The sequence below is a fragment of the Pseudomonas sp. FW300-N1A1 genome (assembly GCF_058789115.1).
This window is the reverse complement of the sequence record NZ_JBYTBK010000041.1, coordinates 20,813-43,874: the sequence shown is the minus strand read 5'-3', so window position 1 is coordinate 43,874 and position 23,062 is coordinate 20,813. Positions and strand designations below refer to the sequence as shown.

Genomic DNA, 23,062 nt, shown 5'->3' with positions numbered 1-23,062 from the left:
GCTGCGTTGCTCGGAACTTATTTGGAACAACCAAACCGCGTTCCTCGCGCCTTGCCCTGCACCAAGCGGGCATCCGTAGCGGCCGCCACCAAACGTCAACAGACCCTGGGGTTGGCCGTGATCGATGCCACGCGCATCGGGTTGGCAGTGACGCGGCCAAGCGTGCTAACGTTCTGCGACATAATCGGTTACAAAAATAAGAACTGAACCTGATCCGGAACCTATCGTCCATGCCAATCAAAGTCATCGATCCCCACTACGAACTGGCGCTGGTTTCACCTTTCTTGCTGCAGACCCTGGCCGAGGTGGCGGGGGAAAAAGGGATCGACCCCCAGAGCCTGTGCCGCGGCCTGGGTTTCAGCCTCGATGACCTGCAGGATCCCGCGCAGCGCATTTCCTATCGTCAGGCCGTGGCGATGATTCAGCGCGCGCTCAGGGTGATTCCCAATCAGGGCCTTGGGCTCTGGGTAGGCAGCCAGAATGTGTTGGGTACCCTGGGGTTGCTGGGGCATGTGCTGTCGTTGTGCAAGACCCTGCGCGATGCGTTCGAACTGGGCATGCGTCATCAGCACACCTCGGGCGGGATTGTGGTGTCCAGTGTCCGGGAGGTGGCCGGCCAGGTGTTTGTCGACGCGGAATGTCGCCTGCCGTTTGCCGATGTGCAGAGGTTCGCCGTCGAAGAATTTTTTGCCAGCCTGCTGGTGTACGGCCGTGCATTGGTCGGCGGCGATTTCGACTGTGTACGGGTGGAGTTCATGCACGCGGCCCCTGAGTACGTGGCCGAGTATCACCGCCTGGTGGGACCTGACGTGCGCTTTGGCTGCCTGCACAACCGCCTGGTGCTGGAGGCCCGCTGGCTCGATGTGCGGTTGCCCAATCACCACTCGCTGGCGTTGCGCCAGGCGGTCACGCTGCTGGAGCTGGAGGGCGCCCAGGTTCATCAGAAAATCGACCTGATCCAGGCTGTGGAGCGGGCCATTGCGCGCGACCTGGCCCAGGGCAGCCATCTCGAGAAAATTGCCGGCGACCTGAACATGAGCGGCCGTACCTTGCGCCGTCGTCTGACCGAGCACGCCCTGACCTTTGAAGCCTTGCTCGAGCAAGTGCGCCAGGCGCGGACCATGAGCCTGCTGGCCAACCCCGAGATGTCCATCGAGCGTATCACCGAGGAAGTCGGTTACAGCGACGTGCGCAGCTTTCGCCGAGCCTTCCGGCGCTGGACCGGGCAGAGCCCGAGTGCGTATCGGGGCGAGAGCCATTGCAACGAGTGATCCCCGGCACCTCGAAGGGGGCCGGGGTTGGCGAACCAAGGGTTCAGGCGAGGGGCTTCAAACCCAGTTGGTAGGGTTCACAGTCCCGGCTGGCGACGCTTCGGTAGCGGCCGAACAACCGGAACAGATAGATCGAGCCAATGTTCAGGTAGCCCAGGCGGTAGCAGGACTTCAACGAGTCGAAGTTGCCTGACTCAACGTACGAGACCAGCCCTTGATACCCTTGCTCCAGGTAGTGCTTGAGCGCAAGGTTCATGCCGATCGCGTGCAGGCGCTGGCCGCGATAGTCGTGATGGGTAAAGCCCTTGTACATGTACACGAAGGACGAGCTGAAATGCAGGAGCAGTTCCGGTGGGTCGATAGGCGTAGGTTGTCGCGAGTACCAGCCGTAGGAGGCCAGTCTCTCTCCATCGAAGATGCCAAAACACTGGTCGCCCCTGGCCATGGCTTGATCGATGAAGTGTCCGGGCAGCTCGTTCACGGGATCGAGGGCGTAGTGGCGGAGCAGCTGTTCGCTGAGAAACATCGGCGTGAAGTGTGGCGGGTAGTCGAGGAACCTGGGGTCGACTTTTTGCAGGGTCAAACCGCGCAGGATCTTGAACAGGGTGAAGGTGTTGATCAGTTTCAACAGCATCTGGAGCAGGGTGTTGAACAAGCCGTTCTGGCGAATTTTCGTCTGGCTTTTCTGGAGCAGTTCCTGCACGACCATGCCCATGCCCTCCCGAGAGGATGCGGATGTCGATAAAGGGAAGGCGGTGATAACCAACTGCCACCTCCTTGTGTGTTGTTACAGGATGTTAGCAAAGGAATTCATCCGGTGACCCGCGCTAGCGACGGAAAACGCCCCCGATCGCCCATCGATAGTGGCCAATGGCTAAAAAATGACAGCTATCTTGTTGAGCCATAAGTGATTCATTTCACCGAGGCCGGTGAAATTTATTTTTTCGAAGAGCACCACCGCTCATCGACTCGGTGCGCTCGTAAACCCTGTGCTGTGGTTTTCCAGGGGTAGAGTCCGGCAACAGCACAGTTCGCCTGTGCACCGCTGTTATACCGTTCAACCGACACAAACCCGGGTGTGCCGGGTAAACTGCGCAGCTTTCCAGAGGAGTTCTCATGACTTACTACCAGCCGGGCATTCTTGCCACCCCTGTTCCGTCTCAGGCACGTCATCTGTTTTTTGCACTCGAATCCGTCGAGGCTCTGCCGGCGGTACTCGAGAAACTGATGCAACAGGTGGACGGCACGTCGGCGGTGGTCGGTTTTGGCAAGTCGCTGGTCAATGCCCTGGGGGCGAAAGTGGCAGGGCTGCGGCCATTTCCGGCGATGATCGGTGTGGGCGTTGATAACCCTTCGACCCAGCACGCGCTGTGGCTCTGGTTGCACGGTGAAGACCGTGGCGAACTGCTCAACCGCAGCCACGCGTTCGAAGCGGCGCTGGCTCCGGCGCTGCGCCTGGTGCAGATGAACGAAGCATTCCGCCACATGGACGGCCACGACCTGACCGGCTACGAAGACGGCACTGAAAACCCCCATGACGAAGCGGCCGTTGCCGCCGCGCTGGTAGCCGAGGGCGACGACGGCATGGTCGGTGGCAGCTTTGCCGCGATCCAGCAGTGGCAGCATGACCTGAGCGGCTTCCATGGGCTGGCGTCCCATGAGCAGGACAACATCATGGGTCGTCGCAAGAGCGACAACGAAGAGCTCGACGACGCGCCGGTTTGTGCCCACGTCAAACGCACCGCTCAGGAAAGCTTCAGCCCCGAGGCCTTCATCGTGCGCCGTTCGATGCCGTGGATCGAAGGTGATCGAGCGGGCCTGATGTTCCTGGCCTTCGGTCATTCCTTCAACGCCTTCGAAGCCCAGTTGCGCCGCATGAGTGGCCTGGAAGACGGCATCACGGACGCCCTGTACCGCATCAGCCGGCCGATCACCGGCGGCTACTACTGGTGCCCGCCGCTCAAGGACGGGCATCTGGACTTGCGCGCCCTGAACATCGGTTAAGCGCTGGGCACCGGGGCAGGGAGAGGCGGATGAGCGTGGTGCGCTGGGCAATGATCGGCTGCGGCAGCGTCGCCGAGCGCAAGAGTGGCCCGGCGTTCTACAAGGCGCCGGGGTCGGCACTGGTGGCGGTGATGGGGCGCCGGCATGACGCGGTCCGGGATTATGCCGCGCGCCATGGCATCGAGCGGGTGTACACCGACGCTCGGGCACTGATTGCCGACCCCGAGGTGGACGCGGTGTATATCGCCACGCCCCCTGACAGCCACCACGCCTATAGCCTCATGGTGGCGGCGGCCGGCAAGCATTGCTGTGTCGAAAAGCCCATGGGGTTGCACTTCCGGCAAAGCCAGGCGATGCAACAGGCCTTTGCCGACGCGGGCCTGCACCTGTTCGTGTCCTACTACCGGCGTTCGTTGCCGCGTTTTCAGCAGGTGCGTCAATGGTTGCAGGACGGACGCATTGGCGAGGTCCGGCACCTGACCTGGACCCTGACCAAGGCGCCTTCGCCAGCGGATCGGGATGGCAGCGCCAACTGGCGCACCGACCCGCGGATTGCCGGTGGCGGTTATTTCGTCGACCTGGCCAGCCACGGCCTTGACCTGTTCCAGTACCTGCTGGGCGACATTGTCGAGGTCGCCGGGTTCACCGCGCGGCAGGCCGGGTTGTACGCCGCCGAGGATGCCGTGACCGCCAGCTGGCGCTTTGCTTCGGGCGCCACCGGCATGGGTTGCTGGAACTTCGTCGCCGATCGTCGTGAAGACCGTGTCGAGCTGATCGGCAGCCTGGGTCGCATCAGCTTCTCGGTGTTTGATGAGCACCCGGTGCAATTGCACGGTGAACACCCCCAGAGCCTGCACATTGCCCACCACGAACACATCCAGTGGCATCACGTGCTCGGCATGAATGCACACATTCGCGGCCAATCGCAGCACCCAGCGACCGCGGACCAGGCGTTGAAAACCGACTGGGTGATGGACCGCATCCTCAAGCGCGACAGCCTCTGACCCGGCGCCGCCTGTCCAGGCGGCACACACAGACTCACGCAGCATCCACCCCTTGTGGGTCCACCACCGGGGTGAGTGTGCTCATCCATTTTGTCGGATAAACGCGCCGCTCTTGCGTTCATCGCGAGCAAGTCCTTGTCAGAAAAATCCGAGAGGAGTACAAATGTACTCCATGACCACTTTAACTCCCCGCCGTGCCGCCATCCTGACCTTCATTAGCGACCGTATCGCGCAACAGGGCCAGCCTCCGAGCCTCGCTGAAATCAGCGAGGCCTTTGGCTTTGCCTCGCGCAGCGTGGCGCGCAAGCATGTGCTGGCGCTGACCGAGGCCGGCTTTATCGAGGTCAACCCGCATCAGGCCCGGGGTATTCGCCTGCTCAATCAACCCCGTCGTCCCGAGTTGCTGGACATCCCGGTCCTCGGGCGGGTGGCCGCCGGCGCGCCGATGGGCGTCGACGCCGAGGTGCACAGCCGCCTCTGGCTGGATCCGTCGATGTTCTCGCGCACACCCGACTACCTTTTGCGGGTTCAGGGTGACTCGATGATTGGCGATGGCATCCTCGACGGTGACCTGGTGGGCGTACGCCGCAGTGTCGACGTACAGAACGGCCAGATCGTCGTCGCACGCCTGGAAGGCGAGGTCACCATCAAGCGTTTTGAGCGGGCCGGGGACCATGTGCGCTTGCTGCCGCGCAATCCGGCCTACAGCCCCATCGTGGTCAACGCCGATCAGGACCTGGCGATTGAAGGGGTGTTCTGCGGCCTGGTGAGGCAAGGGTGATGGGCGCCGTGGTTGCGCTGGACACGCTGTTCAATGGCGGTCAGGTCTGGAAAGGCCGGCCGGCGGCTCCCAGTGGCAGTCCGCAACCCACCGGGCATGCGGCCCTGGATGCGGCATTGCCCACGGGGGGCTGGCCGGAAGCGGCGCTGAGCGAAATTCTCATTGCCGGGCAGGGCGTCGGTGAATTGCAACTGGTCTGGCCGGCCCTGGCGCGGCTGACCACTGCCGGTGAGCGGGTGGTGCTGGTGGCGCCGCCGTATGTGCCGTATCCCCAGGCGTGGCTGAGTGCCGGGGTGGACCTGCGGCAGTTGTCGATCATCCAGGCCAGTGACCGCGAGGCACTGTGGGCGGCGGAGCAATGCTTGCGCTCGGGCAGTTGCGCCGCGGTGCTGTGTTGGCCGAAACAGGCCGATGACCGCGCCTTGCGTCGTTTGCAGGTGGCCGCCGAAACCGGGCAGAGCCTGGCGTTCGCCTACCGCTCGCTCAAGGACGCGCTCAACCCTTCGCCGGCCGCCCTGCGCATTGCCATCGATTCGCGACCTGCGCAGTTAAGGGTGCTCAAGTGCCGGGGCGGGCTGGCCCGTACCGCGCCGATTGCCTTTGCCATGGGGCAGTGAGGTTGGCATGCGCTGGGTCTGTATCCTGTTCCCGCAACTGGCGCTGGACGCGGTATTGCGTCAGCGCAGCGACCCTGACGCACCGCTGGCGCTGCTGAGCGGTCCGGCCCAGCGCCGCGTGTTGCAGGCGGTCAATGAGTCGGCGCGGGCGCTGGGGTTGCGCCCGGGCCAGTCGATGACCGCCGCCCAGGCGCTGAGCAAGGCCTTTGCCAGCGTGGACTATGACCTGGCCGAGGTCGAACACTGGCAGCAGTTTCTCGCGGCCTGGGCCTACCGCTTCAGTTCCCAGGTCAGCGTGCATTTCCCGCGCGCCGTGCTGTTCGAAATCGAGTCGAGCCTGGGCCTGTTTGGCCCCTGGCCGCAGTTCGAGGCGCGGTTGCGTGCGGAGCTCACGGCGCTGGGGTTTCGTCATCGCCTGGTGGCGGCCCCCAATCCGCTGGCCGCACGGATCCTGGCCAATGCCTACAACGGCCTGGCGGTGCCGGACCTGGCGACCCTGCGGCCCCTGCTCGGGCAGATGCCGGTCGAGCGCATCGGCCTTGCGCCAACGGTCGCCACCGCACTGTCGCGCATGGGCCTGCGCACCTTGAGCCAGGTCCAGGCGCTGCCACGCCAGACCCTGGCCCGGCGCTTCGAGGCCCAGGTACTCAAGCACCTGGACACCTTGCTGGGCGAGCGGCCGCTGGCCCTGGCGTTTTACTTGCCGCCGGACCGTTTCGATGTGCGCATCGAGCTGAATTTCGATGTGCACTCCCATCAGGCCCTGCTGTTCCCGCTACGCCGCCTGACCGGCGATCTTGCGGCGTTCCTGTGTGGCCGGGACAGCGGCGTGCAGCGCTTTGACCTGCACCTGGAGCACGTCGGCCTGCCGGACACCCTGGTCAAGGTCGGGCTGCTGAGCGCCGAACGGGATCCAGCGATGCTGTTTGAACTGGCCCGCGGGCGCCTGGAGCAGGTGCAGGTCGAGGCCCCGGTGCGCGCTTTTCGTTTGTCGGCGCAGGACCTGCCAGGCTTCGTCCCCCAGCGCCGCGAGCTGTTCGATGAACGCCCGCAGCAATCCTTGCCCTGGGAGCAACTACGCGAGCGCCTGCGTGCCAGGTTGGGGGACGAGGCGGTGCAGGGCCTGGGGTTTGCGGCCGATCACCGACCGGAGTGCGCCTGGCAGTCGACCGCGCAGCCTCAGGCCAGCCCGGTGTTGCCTGATGTGCAGCGTCCCGGCTGGTTGTTGACCGAGCCATTGCCGGTGCAGGAAGGCGCGGCGCGCATCCTCATGGGGCCGGAGCGCATCGAGTCCGGCTGGTGGGATGGCGCCGACGTGCGCCGCGATTACTACCTGATCGAAACCCGTTCCGGCCAGCAGGCCTGGGCTTATCGTACGGTGGGCGAAGCCGGGCCGCTGTGGCTGCAAGGCTGGTTTGCATGATGTTCGACTATGCCGAGTTGCACTGCCTGTCGAATTTCAGTTTCCAGCGCGGCGCCTCGAGCGCCCGCGAGTTGTTCGAGCGGGCCAGGCAGCAGGGCTACCAGGCCCTGGCGATTACCGACGAGTGCACCCTGGCCGGCATTGTTCGCGCCTGGCAAGCGGCCAGGGCGCAGTCGTTGCCGCTGATCATCGGCAGTGAAATACGTGTCGAAAATGGCCCGAAACTGGTGTTGCTGGTGGAAAACCTCGAGGGCTATCAGGCCCTGTGCCGGCTGATCACCGAGGCGCGGCGGCGCAGCGAAAAAGGCCAGTACCGGGTGCTGCGCGAAGACTTCGACAGGCCCATGCCCGGGCTGCTGGCGTTGTGGGTGCCGGATACGCTCGATGAGCCGGAGCAGGGCGCCTGGCTGCAACAACGGTTCGGCGAGCGGCTGTGGCTGGCGGTCGAGTTGCATTGCGGGCAGAACGACACCCGGCGCCTGGCGGGTTTGCAGGCCCTGGCGGGCCGCTTGCGGATTCCGGCCGTGGCCAGTGGCGACGTGCACATGCACAGCCGGGGTCGCCGCGCGTTGCAGGACACCATGACGGCGATTCGCCTGCATGTGCCGGTGGCCGAAGCCGGGCAGCGCCTGCATCCCAATGGCGAGCGACACCTGCGCAGCCTGGAGGCGCTCGGCGCGCTGTATCCGTCCGCGCTGCTGGAGCAGACCCTGGTCATTGCCCGGCGTTGCACCTTTGATCTCGGCCAGCTGCGTTATCAATATCCCCGGGAACTGGTGCCGCAAGGGCAGACCCCGACGACCTGGCTGCGCCGGCTGACCGAGCAGGGCCTGTGCCGGCGTTGGCCGCAAGGGCCGGACCGCGCGGTGGTGGCGCTGGTCGACAAGGAGCTGGAACTGATCGCCGACCTCGGCTACGAGAGTTACTTCCTCACCGTCGAGGACATTGTCAGCTTCGCCCGTCGCCAACGCATCCTGTGCCAGGGGCGCGGTTCGGCGGCCAACTCGGCGGTGTGTTACGCCTTGGGGATCACCGAAATCGATCCGAGCCGGATGAACATGCTGTTCGAACGTTTTCTCTCCAGAGAGCGCAATGAGCCACCGGACATCGACGTGGATTTCGAGCACGAACGCCGCGAAGAAGTCTTGCAGTACGTGTTCCAGCGCTACGGCCGGCGCCGGGCGGCGCTGACCGCGGTGGTCAGCACCTACCACGGTGCCGGCGCCATACGCGATGTGGCCAAGGCCCTCGGTTTGCCGCCGGACCAGGTCAACGCCCTGGCCGATTGCTGCGGCCATTGGAGCGACGACGCGCCGCCCCTGGAGCGCCTGCGCGAAGGGGGCTTCGACCCCGACAGCCCGGTGCTGCGCCGGGTGTTGAGCCTGACCCGGCAGCTGATTGGCTTCCCCCGGCACCTGTCCCAGCATCCGGGTGGGTTCGTGATTTCCGAGCAGCCGCTGGACAGCCTGGTGCCGGTGGAAAACGCCGCCATGGCCGAGCGCACGATCATCCAGTGGGACAAGGACGACCTGGACATGGTCGGCCTGCTCAAGGTCGACATTCTGGCCCTGGGCATGCTCAGTGCTATCCGTCGTTGCTTCGATCTGCTGCGTCACCATCGCGGGCTGGAATTGAGCCTGGCCAGCATCCCGTCCGAAGACCGGTGCACCTACGAGATGATCAGCCGCGCCGACACCATCGGGGTCTTCCAGATCGAGTCCCGGGCGCAGATGTCGATGCTGCCCCGGCTCAAACCCCGCACCTTCTATGACCTGGTGATCGAAGTGGCCATCGTCCGGCCCGGCCCGATTCAGGGCGGGATGGTCCATCCGTACCTGCGGCGACGTAACAAGGAAGAGCCCGAGACCTATCCCTCCGTCGCGCTGGAGGCCGTCCTCAAGCGCACCCTGGGCGTGCCGTTGTTTCAGGAACAGGTCATGCAGATCGCCATCGTGGCCGCCGACTACACTCCCGGCGAGGCCGATCAGTTGCGCCGCTCCATGGCCGCCTGGAAGCGTCACGGCGGGCTGGAGCCGCACCAGGCGCGACTGCGCGCAGGCATGTTGAAAAACGGTTATTCAGAAGCGTTTGCCGCGCAGATCTTCGAGCAGATCAAGGGCTTTGGCAGCTACGGTTTTCCCGAGTCCCACGCCGCCAGTTTTGCCTTGCTGACCTATGCCAGTTGCTGGTTGAAATGCCATGAGCCGGCGGCGTTTGCCTGTGCGTTGATCAACAGCTGGCCGATGGGGTTCTACAGCCCGGACCAGATTCTTCAGGACGCGCGTCGGCACCATTTGCAGATCCGCCCGGTGGACGTGACCGCCAGTGACTGGGATTGCAACCTGGAACCGATTGCCGGCGAGCAGCCGGCCATCCGCCTGGGGCTGCGGATGATCAAGGGGTTTCGCGAGGACGACGCCCGGCGTATCGAGGTGGCCCGCACGCGCGGGGCGTTCATTGACATCGCTGACCTGGGCGAACGTGCCCGGCTCGATGCCCGTGCCCAGGAGCAACTGGCCGACGCCGGCGCCTTGCGCCCTCTGGCCGGCGATCGTCATCGCGCGCGCTGGGAAGTGGCGGGGGTGCAGACACAGTTGGGGCTGTTTGCCGGCTTGCCGAGCCAGGAGGAACCTTGCGTGGTGTTGCCAAAACCTACCGTGAGTGAAGACCTGCGGGCTGACTACCAGAGCGTTGGCACCACCCTCGGCCCGCACCCACTGGCGTTATTGCGCGATGCGTTGCGGGCCCGGCGTTGCCGCAGCTCCCGGGAACTGATGGATGTCGAGCATGGACGCAATGTCAGCGTCGCCGGCCTGGTCACCGGCCGCCAGCGCCCGGGCACCGCCAGCGGCGTGACCTTCGTGACCCTGGAGGACGAGTTCGGCAACATCAACGTGGTGGTCTGGCGCGACCTCGCTGAACGCCAGCGCAAAGCCCTGGTGGGCTCGCAACTGCTCAAGGTCGACGGGCGCTGGGAGAAAGTCGGCGAAGTCCGCCACCTGATCGCCGGACGCCTGAGTGACCTCAGTGCGCTGCTGGACGGTGTCAGCGTGCACAGTCGGGATTTTCATTGAGCCTGCAGGTGCAGGGCTTGCCAATGATGGCGATCTTGGATCGGTCACCCATCGCTGTGGGAGCGGGCGCCTTGTCAGCGGCTCACGCGTATGTCCGTCGGGTCTTGTGCCGTTCTCGGCCTCCACAGTTGAAAGCCTCGGCTCCATACTATGTATTCGGCAGTCAATGCTTTAAAGGATTCGAGAATCGGCTTGTTCACGGCCCAGTTGCCGTGACGATTTCGGTACACGTGAGCTTCGCCGAACATCAGACGGATCTCCCGTGCAGCGAGGGATTGCGGCAGACAGTCTTGTTTACGGTATTCGGCCAACATCCATTGAGCGATACGCATATCTTCATCTGTCCAAGTCATGCCGTGGAATCCCATTGAAGTTTTTTGGGGCACGATTACTGATCGGGCCGGGAGAGGTGTTGATCGAGGATGTGTTCAACCTGTTGCGGTGTCCTGCATGAGAACCACAGGTTCGCCGGGTAGATCACCATGACCGGGCCGTGGTCGCAGCGGCCCAGGCAGCCCGTTGCGTTGGCGCGCAATATGCCCGGCTTGCTCATTTTGGCGAGCTTGCGTTTGGCTGCGCTGAGCAGTTCATGAGCGCCTGCGCCCGAGCAACTGCGGCGACCATCGGGACGCAAGTGGGTGCAAATCAACACATGGTGTTCGTAAGTCAGAGTCGGATTCGCTGCGTTATCCATAGTGGTCACGACCTCTGTTCAAACTTTTTCGGCAGGAACGACGACTTTCGATGGTTCCAGATTGAGGGCGAGTACGCTCGTCAGCACGATGATCGTTCCGATGATGACCATGATCGAAGGGCGTTCGGCCAAGACCACCGAGGCCATCAACATGGCGGTGGGCGGTATCAGATAAAGCGAAATGGAAGCTCGGCTCACATTGCTGTGGGCCAGCACGTATGCCCAGGCCAGGTATGCAAGGGCGCTGGGGAAGATACCCAGGATGAGCACCGCCAAGTTGGCCGAAGCTGAAGCGTTTTGCGCTTCGCTCCACAAGCCTGGCACGTATATAAGCAGCAGTGCGGTACCTGACCAGACGGTGTAACACACTGTCGTCAGCCCGTCGTAGCGATGGGAATGGCGTTTTTGCAGTGCGAAATACACGCTCCAGGACAATGCTGCCAGCAGGATCAGCAACCCGTGGGCACCCATCTCGCCGAACCCCTCATCACCGGTGACTACGACAGCGGTGCCGATCAGGCCACACAGCACGCAGATCCATTGCCAGCCGTTGACCCGGTCCTTGAACACATAATGTGCTAGCAGTGTGCTGAACAGCGGCGTGGATTGTGCCAGTACACTGGCGGCTCCGGCGCTGACGCCCCGTTGGCCGTAGTTAAGGGCTATGTGGTGCAGGCTGACGGCAAAGAGCCCCAGTACCACCAGCAGCGGCAGGTCTTTTAGGCGCGGCAGGGAAATACGCATCACCAATGCGACCCCGGCCATGAACGTTGAGGCGATGAGAAATCGCATCAGCGCCAGATGACCAGGCTCGTAGGCTTGTAGCCCGATGTGGATACCAATCGGGGAGTAGGCCCAGCAAAGGATTACGAAAAACGCCGCCAAGGCGATTTTGACGTCAGGTCTTGTGTTCGTCACGTCGTCACCCTGGACGCGACACGGTTTTGCTCGCAGGGCATGGCATGGGCTATGCCGTTCCAGTACTGCTCGGTGATGACCAGGAAGCGGTTGAACGAAGCGCTGACCTCCTCTATATGCTGGTCGGTGGTGCATTCCTGGGTGACAGCTTTCACGGCCTGGATTTTGTGTTCTTTTTCCGCATCACCGATGTGGATGTAGAAATACTCGCAGTGCTCATGAAAGTCGTCGTTATTGGCGTAGAGGTGCTGGTAATTACGCGCCCCTTCGTACAGGCGGGTAAGCATCGAATAGGCCAACCACTCCTGAGCCAGCAAAGTACCGAGAACATGGCGAGGATTGTTGTTATATCCATCGCCGGTGTACAGATTCAACTGTTCGCGGCTGAACGTACGGGTGCTCTGCAGTACAGGCAGAGCCATGAGTTCGTCCATGCTGTACGGCCGACCGGCGAGGCGGCTGAGAAGGTCGATCAGGTAGCTTTCGAGCAGGACGAGGTGTGCTTTTCCCGGGTTGCCGTGGCCCATCTCGGAATACAGATCATGCAGGTCGTCAGTACCTAGAAATGACAGCGCGACCATACGAGAGGTCTGTGTGGTACGGGCCAGGTAGTTTCGGGCAAACACTTCAACGTCGCCGAGGGAGAGTGTGTCTCCCATCCACCGTTGGTAGAACGCGTTATTCAAGGCGTTGTGGGTAAACACGCTTTCAGCGAGGGACTGTATTTTGTGCAGAACCAACTCCATTTCAATACTCCTGCTTATCGGGCGGCATAAAAGGGATTCGGGGGGGAGACACATGGAAGTATCAAAAAAAACGCAAGTTCACTACAAGTGACTTAAAGTGAGTCAACCATTCACTTTGGGTGAGCTATGGAACTGTCCCAGTTGCGCATGTTCAAGACGGTTTACGACATTGGGAGCATCGCGCGCGCTGCGCAGGTATTGCATTGCGTGCCATCCAACATAACTGCGCGCCTCAAATCTCTGGAGCGCGAGCTCGGCACCCCCCTGTTTTTTCGAGACGGTCGAGGATTGCGGATCAGCCCTGCTGGGGAGGTGTTTCTTGATTACGCGACGAAAATCCTGGACCTGGCCGAAGAATCTCGACACGCGGTAGTGCCCACCAGAGCACCGTGCGGCCCTCTGCGCATCGGCGCCATCGAGTCCAGTGCTACGGGACGGCTGCCACGGTTACTCGCTAAGTACCACGCGCTGTACCCGCAGGTGTCTCTGGAGTTGAGCACCGGTACCTGGGCTCAATTACTGGACGATACTCAGCATCATCGCCTTGATGGGGTGATCGTGGCGGTGAACATTGAACGCCCCGGGCTCAAGCGGGCAGTGATGTACAGCGAAGATTTAATCCTCATCGCATCCCCGTCCCATGGGCCGATACGCAAGGCGGCGGATCTGCAAGGCAAAGCAATTTTCATGTGGCCCCCAGGCTGTCCGTACCGTTTCGCGCTGGAGCAGTGGCTGTTGCGCCATGATCAGGTGCAATCGATCGTCAGCATCGCCAGCTATGGCGCCATCGTCGGCTGTGTCAGTGCTGGTGCGGGCGTCTCACTGGTGCCCCGTGGGATCTATGAGCAATACCACCAGGGCGCCGGTTGGCAAGGGTATGAATTCCCAGAATTGACAAGTATCGACAACCTGTTTTATTGGCATGAAAACGCGGGTCGGCACCCCGCTCGAGAGGCGTTTGTAGCGCTGTTGCAGACAGAGGTTGGGAGTGGTCTGGAGAGTGGGGATTGTTGGGATTCAGGGATGACGCAAACACTGTAGGAATCTGGCTTGTCGGACCGCCGCACCGCAGCGATGGTCGTCAACGATGACGCGTGTTTCCCGAGTAAGCGCGACGTTTTTGAGTCCATCGCTGGCACTCGAGCGTCGACCGGCGCTCCTAAAAAAGCAGAACAGTTCCTTAACTGAACAGCATTAGGGCCTGCCTGGAATGAGTCCGAAAGCGCTGCGCAGTGTCAGACAACACACCGGTCGATCAGTCACACCGCATCAGGACTTCGGTTCCCTGGTCCCGAGCACGTCGCGAATAGTGTCCACGACATGACTGTCTTTGATCACATCGTTCAGCCAACCCTCGAGCGGCATGTTGCCCCATTTGATTGCGCGCTCGATCAGGTAAGGGACGGGGCTCTGGGGTTCGGTCTGTTTGAAGAACTGCGCGACGCCCGCCAGCAGGGTGAACGCTTCATCGCGGGTGATCGGCGTGGTTCGTAGTTGCGCGGACGGAGTGTCTTGACGGGGCTGGGTCATCGCGGAACCTGCTGGTTGTTCGCTGGCGTTATCGGGGGCGGCCTGGGTGGGTGCAACAGGGGGCGGGTTCAGTTCGATACCCCGATCCTTGAGCAGTTTTTCAGCCAGTTGCCCGGCACGGGACAAGATGTCAGTGAGCGCCGCGAAGCTAGGCGCGTCCGCCCCAAAGAACCGGTCAGCGGTGCCTTGCAGCTGTTGGCACGCCGCCAGGCTCGCGGCGATTTCCGTGGCTTTGAGGCGAAGGTGATCCGAGTCGGTCAGCACTACCGAACGCTGGAAGATCTCCGCGTTGATCTTGCCTTCTTCTACGGCCGTCTGCATGGCCTTGGGATTTTGCAGGGCCAGGTTTTCCACGTGACGTGATTCGTCATAGCGAAGCAGGCCCAAGTGCTGGCCCTGGGTAATGGGCAGCCCGCCAACCACATCGGCAAGGGTCGTCTTGAGCCAGGCCAATCGTGCTGCACGCTCTTCCGCGCCGTCTTCGAGCGAAGGGTGAAGGCCGTCCCAGAATCTGTCCAGAATGCGTTCGGTCAGCGTGAGACCGAACGTGATACCGGTGAAATGGTACTTATGCGCCAGGCCCTCACTGAGCCAGGCGACGAGCATCAAGTCTTTGCTCTGCTGAGCGAGGCCTTGTGCCGCCAACGTGATGGTCAGGTCCCAATCGGAGGATTTGAGATCGGTTTGCCAGTCACCTTGGGTAAGATAATCGGGGTCTGCTCGACGCGCTTCCTTGACCTGGTCGAACAAGGTGGAAAAGCTCAAGTCTTCGCCGCTCCCCCCATTGATGGGGGATGTCAGGTCGGCCAGTGAAAGGTCGTTGAGAAATTCAGACATAGGGAACTCTGATCAGGATAAAAGAACACCGTGCCTGTGTTGCCAGCACGGTGCCTGGAACGGACCGCGTGCGCGGTCCGTTATCGCCAAAGATTTAAGCGAACACCTTGTTGGCAGCGCGATCCCAGCCGCCGGTGACGTTACCGCCGCCTTGGCCATCGCCGCGGCTCTGTTGGGTGTAAGTGGTTTTGATGCGAGCGAAGTTGAAGCTGATTTCTTCGATTGGCAGATCGCCGACCGCTTTGTCTTCACCCGTCTGGCTGCCGCCGGCAACGGCCTTGACGGAAGACACCACGACTTCTTCCAGGTTGATGGTCAGGTAGGTCACCTTGTCACCACCCGCGCGGTTGACGTTCAGCTGAATATTGGAAATGTGAGTGCCTTTGCAGCAGGCTTCGAACAGCTTTGCAGAAGCCTTGTCCACAGCTTTGCGAATGCTGAAATCGCTCAATGCCACGCGCTCGGAGGAAGCACCGCCCGAAGAGCTCGCCGTCATGGAGGTCGCCTGGGTTGCGCTGAACTCGTACCCCAGCACTTCGATCCAGTCCTTGTGCTTGTCGTCCAGTACTTCACCTGGAATACCTTCGATCTGAATGTATGCGTCAAATGCCATTTCTAAACTCTCCATTCCTTCATTTAAGGGGTGCATCAACCTGCGAACAGATCACAACCCTTCGTATTAACCTCTTTGAAACGATCAAGAGAGGTGTCTTACCGCTGCCTCGGCCTCACGTTGAGACGGCCCAGGCGCCGGTTTGCTTCAAGCTGCGGGACGGCCTCAGTTGAGTGCCCGCACTTCGATTTCTACACGCCGGTTAGGCTCCAGGCAGTCAATGAGCTGGGCTCTTGGCAGTTGCATATTGCATTTGACCAAGGGCTTGGTGCTGCCTTCGCCGACGGCTTCCACCAGCTCGGCGGGTACGCCTTTGCCCACCAGATAGGTCTTGATGGTTTGTGCCCGCTGTCTGGAAACCTGCAGGTTGCCCTGCGGATCGCCCAACTGGTCGGCGTGTCCGGCGATGATGACTTTTCCGATGTTGGGGGTGCTTAGCAGCTTGCCGGCGATCGCGCTCAACTGGCGCTGGCCTTCTGTTTTCAGGCTCTGGAAATCGGCACGAGCAAAGGCGAACAAGGTGTCCGACTCCAGCGTAATGGTCTCGATCGAGCGCAACGATTGCGTCAACAGACTGTTGATGTAGTTGCGAGAACTGGAGGTCAGGAACGCGTTGTCGAGTATCCGCGGCACGTCTGGTTCGTGAATCTGGTCGCTGTAGAACTCGATCTGCCGGCTGGCAAACTCGTAGTCCTGGTTCGAGCCCGAGCCGCTGTGGGTGGCCGCGAGGGTCTTGCCGGTCTGGCGGGCGATCGCCGGGTACCAGTAGTCCGGGATCCTTGCTTTCAGGAAGGCCGGGTCGGCCTTTTCCCGCTGCGACCGCGAAAGCATGAGGTAGGTGTCCAGCGTCGCCTTGCCGAAAGCGGCGATCGATTGTGCCCGGTTGTCGGCAGGCAGCGCCTTGGGTTCGACACTGTCCACGCCGGTCACCGGCATCAACTCCTTGGTGTTGCGCTGGTACACTTTGAGGGTGGTCAGCAGATAGAGCGAGCGGGTCAGGTTATCTGCCGTTGGCTTGAGCATCACGCTCTCCAGCCGGGCCAAATACGGGCTACGCAGCAGGGGCTCGACATTGTGACCCTGATAAAGCCCCAGGCGCATGCGCAGCGGCACACCTTCGTCGTGGTGCTGTGCGTAATAGTGAGCGGTCCAGACGCGCATCCGGTCCAGTGTTTGCCAGGCGGTGTATTGCCCTGTCGCCGAGCGGTCATCGGCGGCGGCTTTGGCCAGTTCGCCAGAGATCGTCTGGATCGTGTGCGTGTTGTTCCACCAGGACCAACCCCACAGGCTGCACAGCACGACCGCGACCAGTCCGGCGCCCCCGACCCATGCCGTCTTGCGCCGACGTTCGCGATGGTTGGTGGTGTACAGCGCCACCAGATGCTGGTCAGGAATGATGACTTTGCGAAACAGGCTGTTGATGAACAGCGGCCGTGGCTGGGCATTGGCACTGACCCGTTCCTGATCGGTTTCCAGTGCGAAGCGCTCACTCACCTGTCGCGCGTGCCCACCCATTTCCGGCTGGTCCGCGTCCAGGGCACTGGTGAAATAGAAACCGCGCAGCAGTTCCGCGTTCTGATAAGGGTTGGCGCGCAATAGGGCGTCGACGAACAACAGGAGTCTGGGCTTGAGCGCCGCCAGCTCCAGAGGGAAGCGATACACCGCCGAGTCCTGACGGGTGATCTGGATGTCTTGCAGCACCAGTTGCTGGTTCGCCACGTGTTGCCAATAGTTGACCAACTCGTCCATTGCCACGCCGAATCGCTGACCCCAGTCCGCCTGCTCGTAGCCTTTATGGGCAAACGTCTTGCCCATGACTTCGCCGCGGGCAACATCGTCCAGTTGGCGATAGAAGTGGGTGAAACCCGGTACCAGATCGCACTTGGTGAATACCAGGTAGACCGGCAGGCGTACTTCCAGCAACGCATGGGTTTCCTGGATGCGTTCGCGCAGGCGTTTGGCAATACGCTCCTGATCTTCCAGCGATGCTTGCAGGATGTCGTGGATGCTGACAGTGACGATCAAGCCATTGAGCGGCCGGCGCTGGCGGTGTTGGCGCAGCAGTTGGAGGAATGCCCGCCATTTTCCGGCCTCTTCCTGATTGTTCATGTAGCGACCGGCCGTATCCAGCAGAACGGCCTCGGAACTGAAGAACCAGTCGCAATTGCGGGTTCCGCCCAGGCCGGCGACACGTGCGCCTTCACGCTCCGCATAGGGGAAGCTGAGGCCCGATTGATACAGCATGGTGCTTTTGCCCGCGGCTGGCTGGCCGATTACCAGATACCAGGGAAGGGCGTACAGCGCATCCTTGGGGTTGCCGCCGTGGGGCTTGTTGCTGTGCAGCCGTTCAATGCTCTGCAGCAGGCGCTCTCGCAACAGGCTGACTTCCTCGCGGTCCGCCGGGCTTGCGTTCAGCACCGCCTGATCGGCATCGTCGCGCAACAGCCCTTCGAGGTTGTGATGGCGGGACACGCCCCGATAAAGCAACAGCACGTAGCCCGCCGAGAGCAGCAGGAACACGCCAATGCCGCTCAGCAGGCTGTTGAGCGAGCTGAAGTCAAATGCACGTCCGATGCCCCAGACGACGAAGATCGTCAGGAAAAAACACACCCCAAGCAGGTAGGGTTGATAGCGCAAGCAGTAATACTTGATCTTGTTCATACAGACTTCGCATCCAGCGCGTCGACAAATCGGTCGATTACGTCATAAAGAGGGCGGTCGATTTCGGGGAAATCAGGTACACGGTGGTGTTCGTCAAACGCATCGAAGGGCGCCAGCACGTCATAGCTTTGCGAACGGTCGTCCATGTCGGTCAGCACGCGATAGGCGTCGTTGGCATGGCGTGATGCAAAGCAGAACAGCCGGGGGCGCATGAAATCGTCGGCCAGCAGGCTGATGTGCGGTGCGCCACGGCCAGCGGTCATGCGCGCCAGCCAGGTGATCCATAAATCGGCTGTCGGATTCTTCAACCCCCTTTGCGCCGGCAAGGGCAGGGCGATACCGATCGGCGTGGCGTGGTGCAGGTTTCCTTGCAATGCCTGCAGCCGGGTCAGCACGGCGTTAGTGACGAATTCCGGGTATGAACTTTCGAGCGCCTCGACTATGTCGCGAAGGTTGAAGTTCACGAGGAATTTGTCATGTACGCGTCGAAACAACTCGAAGTCCTGCCCTTGCAACGGGCGCAAGGCCTTGATGCGTTCGAACAGGACTGCTGTGCTTTCGCCCTGGACAGCCCTGTGCAGCAATGGCTTGATTTGCGCGCTGAACAGTTCGCCCAGCGTGAAGGGGTTGACCAATGGCTCGGCTTCGCTGGCTTTGAGCGTCTGGAAAATGAACAACGGATAGCGTCGCAGGCTCGAGTCCCTCGAGCTGATCAGCCCGCCCAGCAACCAGTTGCCGCTGCGTGCGCGGTAGCAGAAAAAACACACCGGCAAGCGGTCGAACAACTCCCGCCAGTCGTCGCGATGCTGCAAGGAGGCCAGTGCACCTTGCAGCCAGGCGTCAAACTCACAGACGTCGTCGGCTGCGCCGTGCAGGCTGATAAAGTCCGGGCTCGCGGGGATCTTTCCGAAACAGCCAATCATCGGCCAGCCCCCTGAATCACTGCGTGCATGCTCACTGGGTCCGCCCGTCTGTGCTGTTCAGCGCGCTCAGAGCCTTGACGTTGGCCAGGTCGGTCAGCTTGACGCCACCGTAGTTGCGAACCGCGAGGCTGACCTGACCCTTGGCGGTGTTCCAGCTGAAGCGTTGCTGGATACCGTCCAGATCACTGACGCGCGCGCTGTCGTTCATGCGCAACAGACCCCAGCGTCCTGGGTAGTCGAACACCGTGACCCGTTCACCGCTCAGCGTGACCACGTCCAGGCGTGCGCCTGGGGTCGTGGTCGTGCCCGGCCAGGAGAAGCGGCTCCAGCTGGTCTTGCCGTTACGGTAGTGCTGCACCTGGCCATCGAGCGTGAAGATGATGTCGGTGAAGTAGGCCGAGGGTTCCAGCATGATCTCGAAGCCGTTGTCGCGATCCGACAAGCTGGCAATCACCTGGCCCAACGAGCTGGCCTTGTCGATGCTGTTGACCATGCTCGGATTGACCAGCGGCGGGGTTTTGCTGCCACTGCTCATGCCCAGCCCTTCGCCACCGGAAAGGTTGCCGATTTCGTTGCGCTTGAAGTTGGGCAGCAGCCCCGACTCGGGGTCCACGAAGCGTTGCAGGTCCTTGACCGAAGCTTCATTGCGACTGCCGGCCGCGATGGGGTAACGGTGCGCCATGACTTGTTCCCAAGGCTTGGCAATCTGTTGCGCCCAGGCCTTGGCAATCTGCTGGCCGGCGGGATCGCGTAGGGTTTCCCAGGCAAACTGGATCGGCGCGCTGAAGAGCCCCTGCAGCGATGTCGACAAGCCACCTTGGCTGGTATCGACGGTGGTCTCGACATAATTGCGCACGCTGGTCACTTCACTCGGCTGTCCTTCCAGGGTCTCGCTGATCAGTTGCTTGCTGCTTTTGCCGACGTCCTGAGAGCGCTGGATGTTGTTCATCCGGACCTTGAGCTTGCGCAACGCCGCCAAGTAGCGGTCCATGATCGTGCTGTCGGCGCCTTCGGCATTTTGCACGGCGAAGACCCGCGCGACAGGTTCGAAGCGTTTCGCCAGACTGCCGTCATCGACCGCCGGCAACGGAGAGGTCAGGGCACTTGGCGAGGCATCAGGCTCGTCGAAATTACCCCTGACCTTGCCCCAGATACCGTTATCGCGCGCGACGCCCGGTTGCGGTGTTTCACGAGGTGCAGGCAGATCCCACTGAGTGTTGTCGTTGACGGCAGCCAGCAAGATCTTCACGGGTGAGTTCTGCACGTCACTGAGCAGCGACAATTGCTGTGTCGCATGGGCCATGTCGGTGAAATGGCGAATGCCAACGCTGCCGATCAGGGTGTACCAGGCCTGCGCGTAGTCGCGCTTGTAACGCGTCATGAACTCTCGGATGAAGTTGGCTTTCTGCACGATGCTGTCACCGCCGTCGCCATCGAGCACCCAATCCGACTCGTTGTTCAGGTTGCCCGAGACCAGTTTGATCAGTTCGGGCTTGACGAACGTTTCCCAGCCCTGGCGGGTGAAGATCGCCGGGACCGCTTCGGTGCCGTACAACAGTTGGCGTCCCGGCAGCGGCACCAGGTCGCTCAGGTTCATGGCCGGAAACTGCCGGCTGGACTCCAGTTGCAGGCGCAAGTACTCACGATCGACCAGCGAGCTGGAAATCATGAAGGACTTCAGGCTATTGCGGGTTTCGCTGATCAGCTGTTCATTACGTGGCAGGGACGGGGCGCGGCCATTCTTGAGCAGTTGCACGTAGACCGGCGAGTTGTCCTGGATAACGCTGGCACTGACAGGGTTTTCCAGTGTCGCGGTGTTGGCCCAGGCAACCGGTAATGCGGCAGCCACGAACTCCGGCTCTGGATGCGCCTGGGGTTGAGTCAGCATCAAGTAGAGCTTCAGGGCGTTATAGGACTCGATGATGGAAGCGACCTGCCGCTCATCCAGGCGCCCCAGCATTTCCTCGGACAGTGAAAGGCCGCCCGTGGTCGCCGACAGCTGCGCCGCATCGTTGACGGTCGCCGGATTGCGCAGGGCTGCCAGCGCATCGCCGCGAGTCTTGTTCGCGGCATCCTTTGCCGCACCGCTCAAGCGATTGACCACCTCGCCCGGGCTGCGCGGGAGGCTGCTCAAGCGGGTATCGGACGCCACGGCCTGGGCACCGCGATCCAGGAGTTTTTGCCCTTGTACGCGGGCTTGAGCGGATGTGTTTCGTGCCTTTGACGGCGCTGGCGCGAAGCTGTTCTGCGCGTCCATGGTCTTGGCGAACTCGTTGAAGGCGCGCATCTGCAACTGCAGTTGCAGGGCAATCGGCTCGAGCGCCTGTGTGCGCAGCTGCTGCAAATACGCCGTCTGCACCGCAAGGTAGATATCGTCGCCACGATAGAGGCCGGCGCCGAGTTGCAGGGGGACGCCTTTGGCGCGGTACTTCTCGATGGCAGTCAGTTGGTCGCGCAGCAGTTCCAGGCCCTGGCCGGAGGCAAGCAATTGGGCACGGTCCGGGGACTGTTGCAGCTCGGTCAACTGTTGGCGCAACGATGCCAGCCACTGACGGTTGTTCTGGAATGACAGGGCTTCCCAGCCAACGAACACCAGCCCGGCCAACAACGCCAAGGCGATCAGCGCAGGGTTGAGGGATTTGTTGCGTCCGGAGCGCGACTGGTAAAGCGTCAGGTCCCGATCGGGAAAAATGACCCGGCGAAACGTATCGGTGATGAAGTAGCTGCGGTCGCTGGTGTGCTTGCCGTCGCTTTGCGCCTGTTCATCGAGGTCGGGTTCAGGTTTCAGCGCGAACGACTCGGCGAGGTCATCTTCATACACTAGGCCAAGTTGCTGGCCGGTCTGCAGGGCGCTGGTGAAGTAAAGACCGCGCAGTAACAGTTGCGTGCCGTTGTGACGGGTCTGGGCGAAGTGCTGGAGAAATTGCTCCAGTACCACCGACAGTTCGGCAAAGTAGTTCGGGAAGCTCAGCAGCGCGTTGTTGGCATCCGCCCCCAGGGCAATCATTTGCGCGTCGACGTGACGGCGAATATGGCCATGCAGGTTGGCCAGCTTGGCGTCCAGTACCGCACGCAAGCCCTGATTGCGAATCTCTGACAAACCGAATGTCATGCCCAGTGGTTGTTGGCGCTCATTGAGATCCAGGCCTTCGAACGCCTGGTTGAAGCCCGGCAGTTGATCGGTCTTGCTCAACATCAGGTAGATAGGCGGGTTAGCGTCCAGGCAATCGGTGTATTCCTCTATGCGTGAAACCAACTGGGCGGCGAGCTCGTTACGTTCGGTCGCACTGGCGGCCAGCAACTCAGGCAGGCTCACCACCAACACCAGGCCATTGACGGCCGCCTTGCCGCGTTGCTTTTTCAGCACCCGCAGAAACGCGGCGAACTCGCTGGCCGATGGGTCGTCGCGAAGGTAACGGCCGGCCGTGTCGATCATCACCGCCTCGGGGCTGAAGTACCAGTCGCAATGCTGAGTGCCGGCTTCATGGTCGTTGGCACTGTTGGCGATGCTCGCGCCAAGACCGGAACGGGTCAGCAACGACGTCTTGCCCGCGGCGGACATGCCGATGACCAGGTACCACGGCAGATCGTACAGTGCCGAGGAGCCGCCGCCGCCCGCCGAGCGATCGGTGCGCAGCATCGCGATGGCATGCTTGAGCCGTTCACGCAGCACTTGCTGGTCGCGGAATTCGCCCGTCGATTTCAGTGAGCGATCCACTTCGATCTGCACCAGGTTCTCAAGGTTGTGCTCCGCCCGGATACGCTTGTACTGACGCAGCACAATGATCAGCAGGTAGAAGGCACAGACGATCGCCAGCGCTTCCAGCGTATGGCCACGCAGCCAGTTCAACCGCGGGGCTAGCAACCAGCAGACCGCCAGGCTCGCCAGCCACAGGACGGGGATGAGGAACCAGAAACTTTTTACCAAGCGCAATAATGTCTTCATGTCTTCCTGACTCGGTTACC

General features: G+C 61.7%; 19 protein-coding genes. 9 read left to right on the top strand and 10 right to left on the bottom strand.

What is annotated here, in order from left to right; genetic code table 11:
- Positions 1–207 (top strand): hypothetical protein (locus tag AC3WQN_RS21750; protein WP_218277371.1); only part of this gene is annotated, 207 nt, incomplete at its 5' end.
- 23 nt (positions 208–230) lie between these two features.
- Positions 231–1,271 (top strand): AraC family transcriptional regulator, encoded by a 1,041-nt coding sequence (locus AC3WQN_RS21745; RefSeq protein ID WP_103402193.1) that lies wholly within the window; start codon positions 231–233, stop codon positions 1,269–1,271.
- A gap of 43 nt (positions 1,272–1,314) precedes the next feature.
- Here AC3WQN_RS21745 and AC3WQN_RS21740 read toward each other — a convergent pair whose 3' ends face one another.
- Positions 1,315–1,980, bottom strand: coding sequence for a GNAT family N-acetyltransferase (locus AC3WQN_RS21740; RefSeq protein WP_103402194.1), 666 nt, complete (start codon positions 1,978–1,980; stop codon positions 1,315–1,317).
- A gap of 407 nt (positions 1,981–2,387) precedes the next feature.
- Between AC3WQN_RS21740 and AC3WQN_RS21735 the strand changes: the two genes are divergently transcribed.
- The 6 genes from AC3WQN_RS21735 (at position 2,388) to AC3WQN_RS21710 (ending at position 10,174) form a co-directional block, all read left to right on the top strand.
- Entirely contained in the window at positions 2,388–3,275 is an 888-nt protein-coding gene (locus AC3WQN_RS21735; RefSeq protein ID WP_103402195.1) for a Dyp-type peroxidase, read from the top strand.
- Positions 3,276–3,304: 29 nt separating this feature from the next.
- On the top strand, positions 3,305–4,279 hold the full coding sequence (locus AC3WQN_RS21730) for a Gfo/Idh/MocA family protein (protein ID WP_103402196.1): 975 nt from the start codon (positions 3,305–3,307) through the stop codon (positions 4,277–4,279).
- 163 nt (positions 4,280–4,442) lie between these two features.
- The gene (lexA, locus tag AC3WQN_RS21725; protein ID WP_095083086.1) at positions 4,443–5,060 is read left to right on the top strand and encodes a transcriptional repressor LexA; all 618 of its coding nucleotides are present in this window, start codon (positions 4,443–4,445) and stop codon (positions 5,058–5,060) included.
- Positions 5,060–5,677 carry a translesion DNA synthesis-associated protein ImuA gene (imuA, locus tag AC3WQN_RS21720; RefSeq protein ID WP_103402197.1) on the top strand — a complete coding sequence of 206 codons (618 nt, stop codon included), beginning with the start codon at positions 5,060–5,062 and terminating at the stop codon, positions 5,675–5,677. Before lexA ends, imuA begins: the two co-directional genes overlap by 1 nt.
- Before the next feature lie 7 nt (positions 5,678–5,684).
- Positions 5,685–7,100, top strand: coding sequence for a Y-family DNA polymerase (locus AC3WQN_RS21715; protein ID WP_103402198.1), 1,416 nt, complete (start codon positions 5,685–5,687; stop codon positions 7,098–7,100).
- Entirely contained in the window at positions 7,076–10,174 is a 3,099-nt protein-coding gene (locus tag AC3WQN_RS21710; RefSeq protein ID WP_218277372.1) for an error-prone DNA polymerase, read from the top strand. The genes AC3WQN_RS21715 and AC3WQN_RS21710 overlap by 25 nt, the downstream gene beginning before the upstream one ends.
- A 74-nt stretch (positions 10,175–10,248) precedes the next feature.
- Here AC3WQN_RS21710 and AC3WQN_RS21705 read toward each other — a convergent pair whose 3' ends face one another.
- From AC3WQN_RS21705 to AC3WQN_RS21690, 4 genes are read right to left on the bottom strand one after another with little or no spacing between them, the layout of a single operon-like run.
- A complete protein-coding gene (locus tag AC3WQN_RS21705) occupies positions 10,249–10,527 on the bottom strand; it encodes a DUF6953 family protein (protein ID WP_103402200.1) in 279 nt (92 codons plus the stop codon).
- A gap of 35 nt (positions 10,528–10,562) precedes the next feature.
- Positions 10,563–10,868, bottom strand: coding sequence for a (2Fe-2S) ferredoxin domain-containing protein (locus AC3WQN_RS21700; protein ID WP_103402201.1), 306 nt, complete (start codon positions 10,866–10,868; stop codon positions 10,563–10,565).
- An 18-nt stretch (positions 10,869–10,886) separates the two neighbouring features.
- On the bottom strand, positions 10,887–11,786 hold the full coding sequence (locus AC3WQN_RS21695) for a DMT family transporter (protein WP_256587350.1): 900 nt from the start codon (positions 11,784–11,786) through the stop codon (positions 10,887–10,889).
- On the bottom strand, positions 11,783–12,532 hold the full coding sequence (locus AC3WQN_RS21690; protein WP_103402202.1) for an iron-containing redox enzyme family protein: 750 nt from the start codon (positions 12,530–12,532) through the stop codon (positions 11,783–11,785). Before AC3WQN_RS21690 ends, AC3WQN_RS21695 begins: the two co-directional genes overlap by 4 nt.
- Positions 12,533–12,658: 126 nt before the next feature.
- Here AC3WQN_RS21690 and AC3WQN_RS21685 point away from each other — a divergent pair, with 126 nt between their 5' ends.
- Positions 12,659–13,573, top strand: coding sequence for a LysR family transcriptional regulator (locus AC3WQN_RS21685; protein WP_103402203.1), 915 nt, complete (start codon positions 12,659–12,661; stop codon positions 13,571–13,573).
- A gap of 228 nt (positions 13,574–13,801) precedes the next feature.
- Here the strand turns inward: AC3WQN_RS21685 and tssA are convergent, their stop codons facing one another.
- The 5 genes from tssA to AC3WQN_RS21660 all read right to left on the bottom strand — a co-directional run bounded on the left by tssA (position 13,802) and on the right by AC3WQN_RS21660 (position 23,042).
- A complete protein-coding gene (gene tssA / locus AC3WQN_RS21680) occupies positions 13,802–14,899 on the bottom strand; it encodes a type VI secretion system protein TssA (protein ID WP_492589220.1) in 1,098 nt (365 codons plus the stop codon).
- Positions 14,900–14,993: 94 nt separating this feature from the next.
- Positions 14,994–15,512, bottom strand: coding sequence for an Hcp family type VI secretion system effector (locus AC3WQN_RS21675; protein ID WP_103401726.1), 519 nt, complete (start codon positions 15,510–15,512; stop codon positions 14,994–14,996).
- A gap of 165 nt (positions 15,513–15,677) precedes the next feature.
- The gene (gene tssM / locus AC3WQN_RS21670; protein ID WP_103401727.1) at positions 15,678–18,173 is read right to left on the bottom strand and encodes a type VI secretion system membrane subunit TssM; all 2,496 of its coding nucleotides are present in this window, start codon (positions 18,171–18,173) and stop codon (positions 15,678–15,680) included.
- A complete protein-coding gene (tagF, locus tag AC3WQN_RS21665) occupies positions 18,170–19,096 on the bottom strand; it encodes a type VI secretion system-associated protein TagF (RefSeq protein ID WP_103401728.1) in 927 nt (308 codons plus the stop codon). The genes tssM and tagF overlap by 4 nt, the downstream gene beginning before the upstream one ends.
- A gap of 31 nt (positions 19,097–19,127) precedes the next feature.
- On the bottom strand, positions 19,128–23,042 hold the full coding sequence (locus tag AC3WQN_RS21660; RefSeq protein ID WP_103401729.1) for a type VI secretion protein IcmF/TssM N-terminal domain-containing protein: 3,915 nt from the start codon (positions 23,040–23,042) through the stop codon (positions 19,128–19,130).
- Positions 23,043–23,062 lie beyond the last annotated feature (20 nt).

Coding starts and splice junctions, on each gene's coding strand:
- AC3WQN_RS21745 (WP_103402193.1), top strand. CDS start 231: ATGCCAATCAAAGTCATCGATCCCCACTACGAACTGGCGCTGGTTTCA.
- AC3WQN_RS21740 (WP_103402194.1), bottom strand. CDS start 1,980: ATGGTCGTGCAGGAACTGCTCCAGAAAAGCCAGACGAAAATTCGCCAG.
- AC3WQN_RS21735 (WP_103402195.1), top strand. CDS start 2,388: ATGACTTACTACCAGCCGGGCATTCTTGCCACCCCTGTTCCGTCTCAG.
- AC3WQN_RS21730 (WP_103402196.1), top strand. CDS start 3,305: ATGAGCGTGGTGCGCTGGGCAATGATCGGCTGCGGCAGCGTCGCCGAG.
- lexA (WP_095083086.1), top strand. CDS start 4,443: ATGTACTCCATGACCACTTTAACTCCCCGCCGTGCCGCCATCCTGACC.
- imuA (WP_103402197.1), top strand. CDS start 5,060: ATGGGCGCCGTGGTTGCGCTGGACACGCTGTTCAATGGCGGTCAGGTC.
- AC3WQN_RS21715 (WP_103402198.1), top strand. CDS start 5,685: ATGCGCTGGGTCTGTATCCTGTTCCCGCAACTGGCGCTGGACGCGGTA.
- AC3WQN_RS21705 (WP_103402200.1), bottom strand. CDS start 10,527: ATGACTTGGACAGATGAAGATATGCGTATCGCTCAATGGATGTTGGCC.
- AC3WQN_RS21700 (WP_103402201.1), bottom strand. CDS start 10,868: ATGGATAACGCAGCGAATCCGACTCTGACTTACGAACACCATGTGTTG.
- AC3WQN_RS21690 (WP_103402202.1), bottom strand. CDS start 12,532: ATGGAGTTGGTTCTGCACAAAATACAGTCCCTCGCTGAAAGCGTGTTT.
- AC3WQN_RS21685 (WP_103402203.1), top strand. CDS start 12,659: ATGGAACTGTCCCAGTTGCGCATGTTCAAGACGGTTTACGACATTGGG.
- tssA (WP_492589220.1), bottom strand. CDS start 14,899: ATGTCTGAATTTCTCAACGACCTTTCACTGGCCGACCTGACATCCCCC.
- AC3WQN_RS21675 (WP_103401726.1), bottom strand. CDS start 15,512: ATGGCATTTGACGCATACATTCAGATCGAAGGTATTCCAGGTGAAGTA.
- tssM (WP_103401727.1), bottom strand. CDS start 18,173: ATGAACAAGATCAAGTATTACTGCTTGCGCTATCAACCCTACCTGCTT.
- tagF (WP_103401728.1), bottom strand. CDS start 19,096: ATGATTGGCTGTTTCGGAAAGATCCCCGCGAGCCCGGACTTTATCAGC.
- AC3WQN_RS21660 (WP_103401729.1), bottom strand. CDS start 23,042: ATGAAGACATTATTGCGCTTGGTAAAAAGTTTCTGGTTCCTCATCCCC.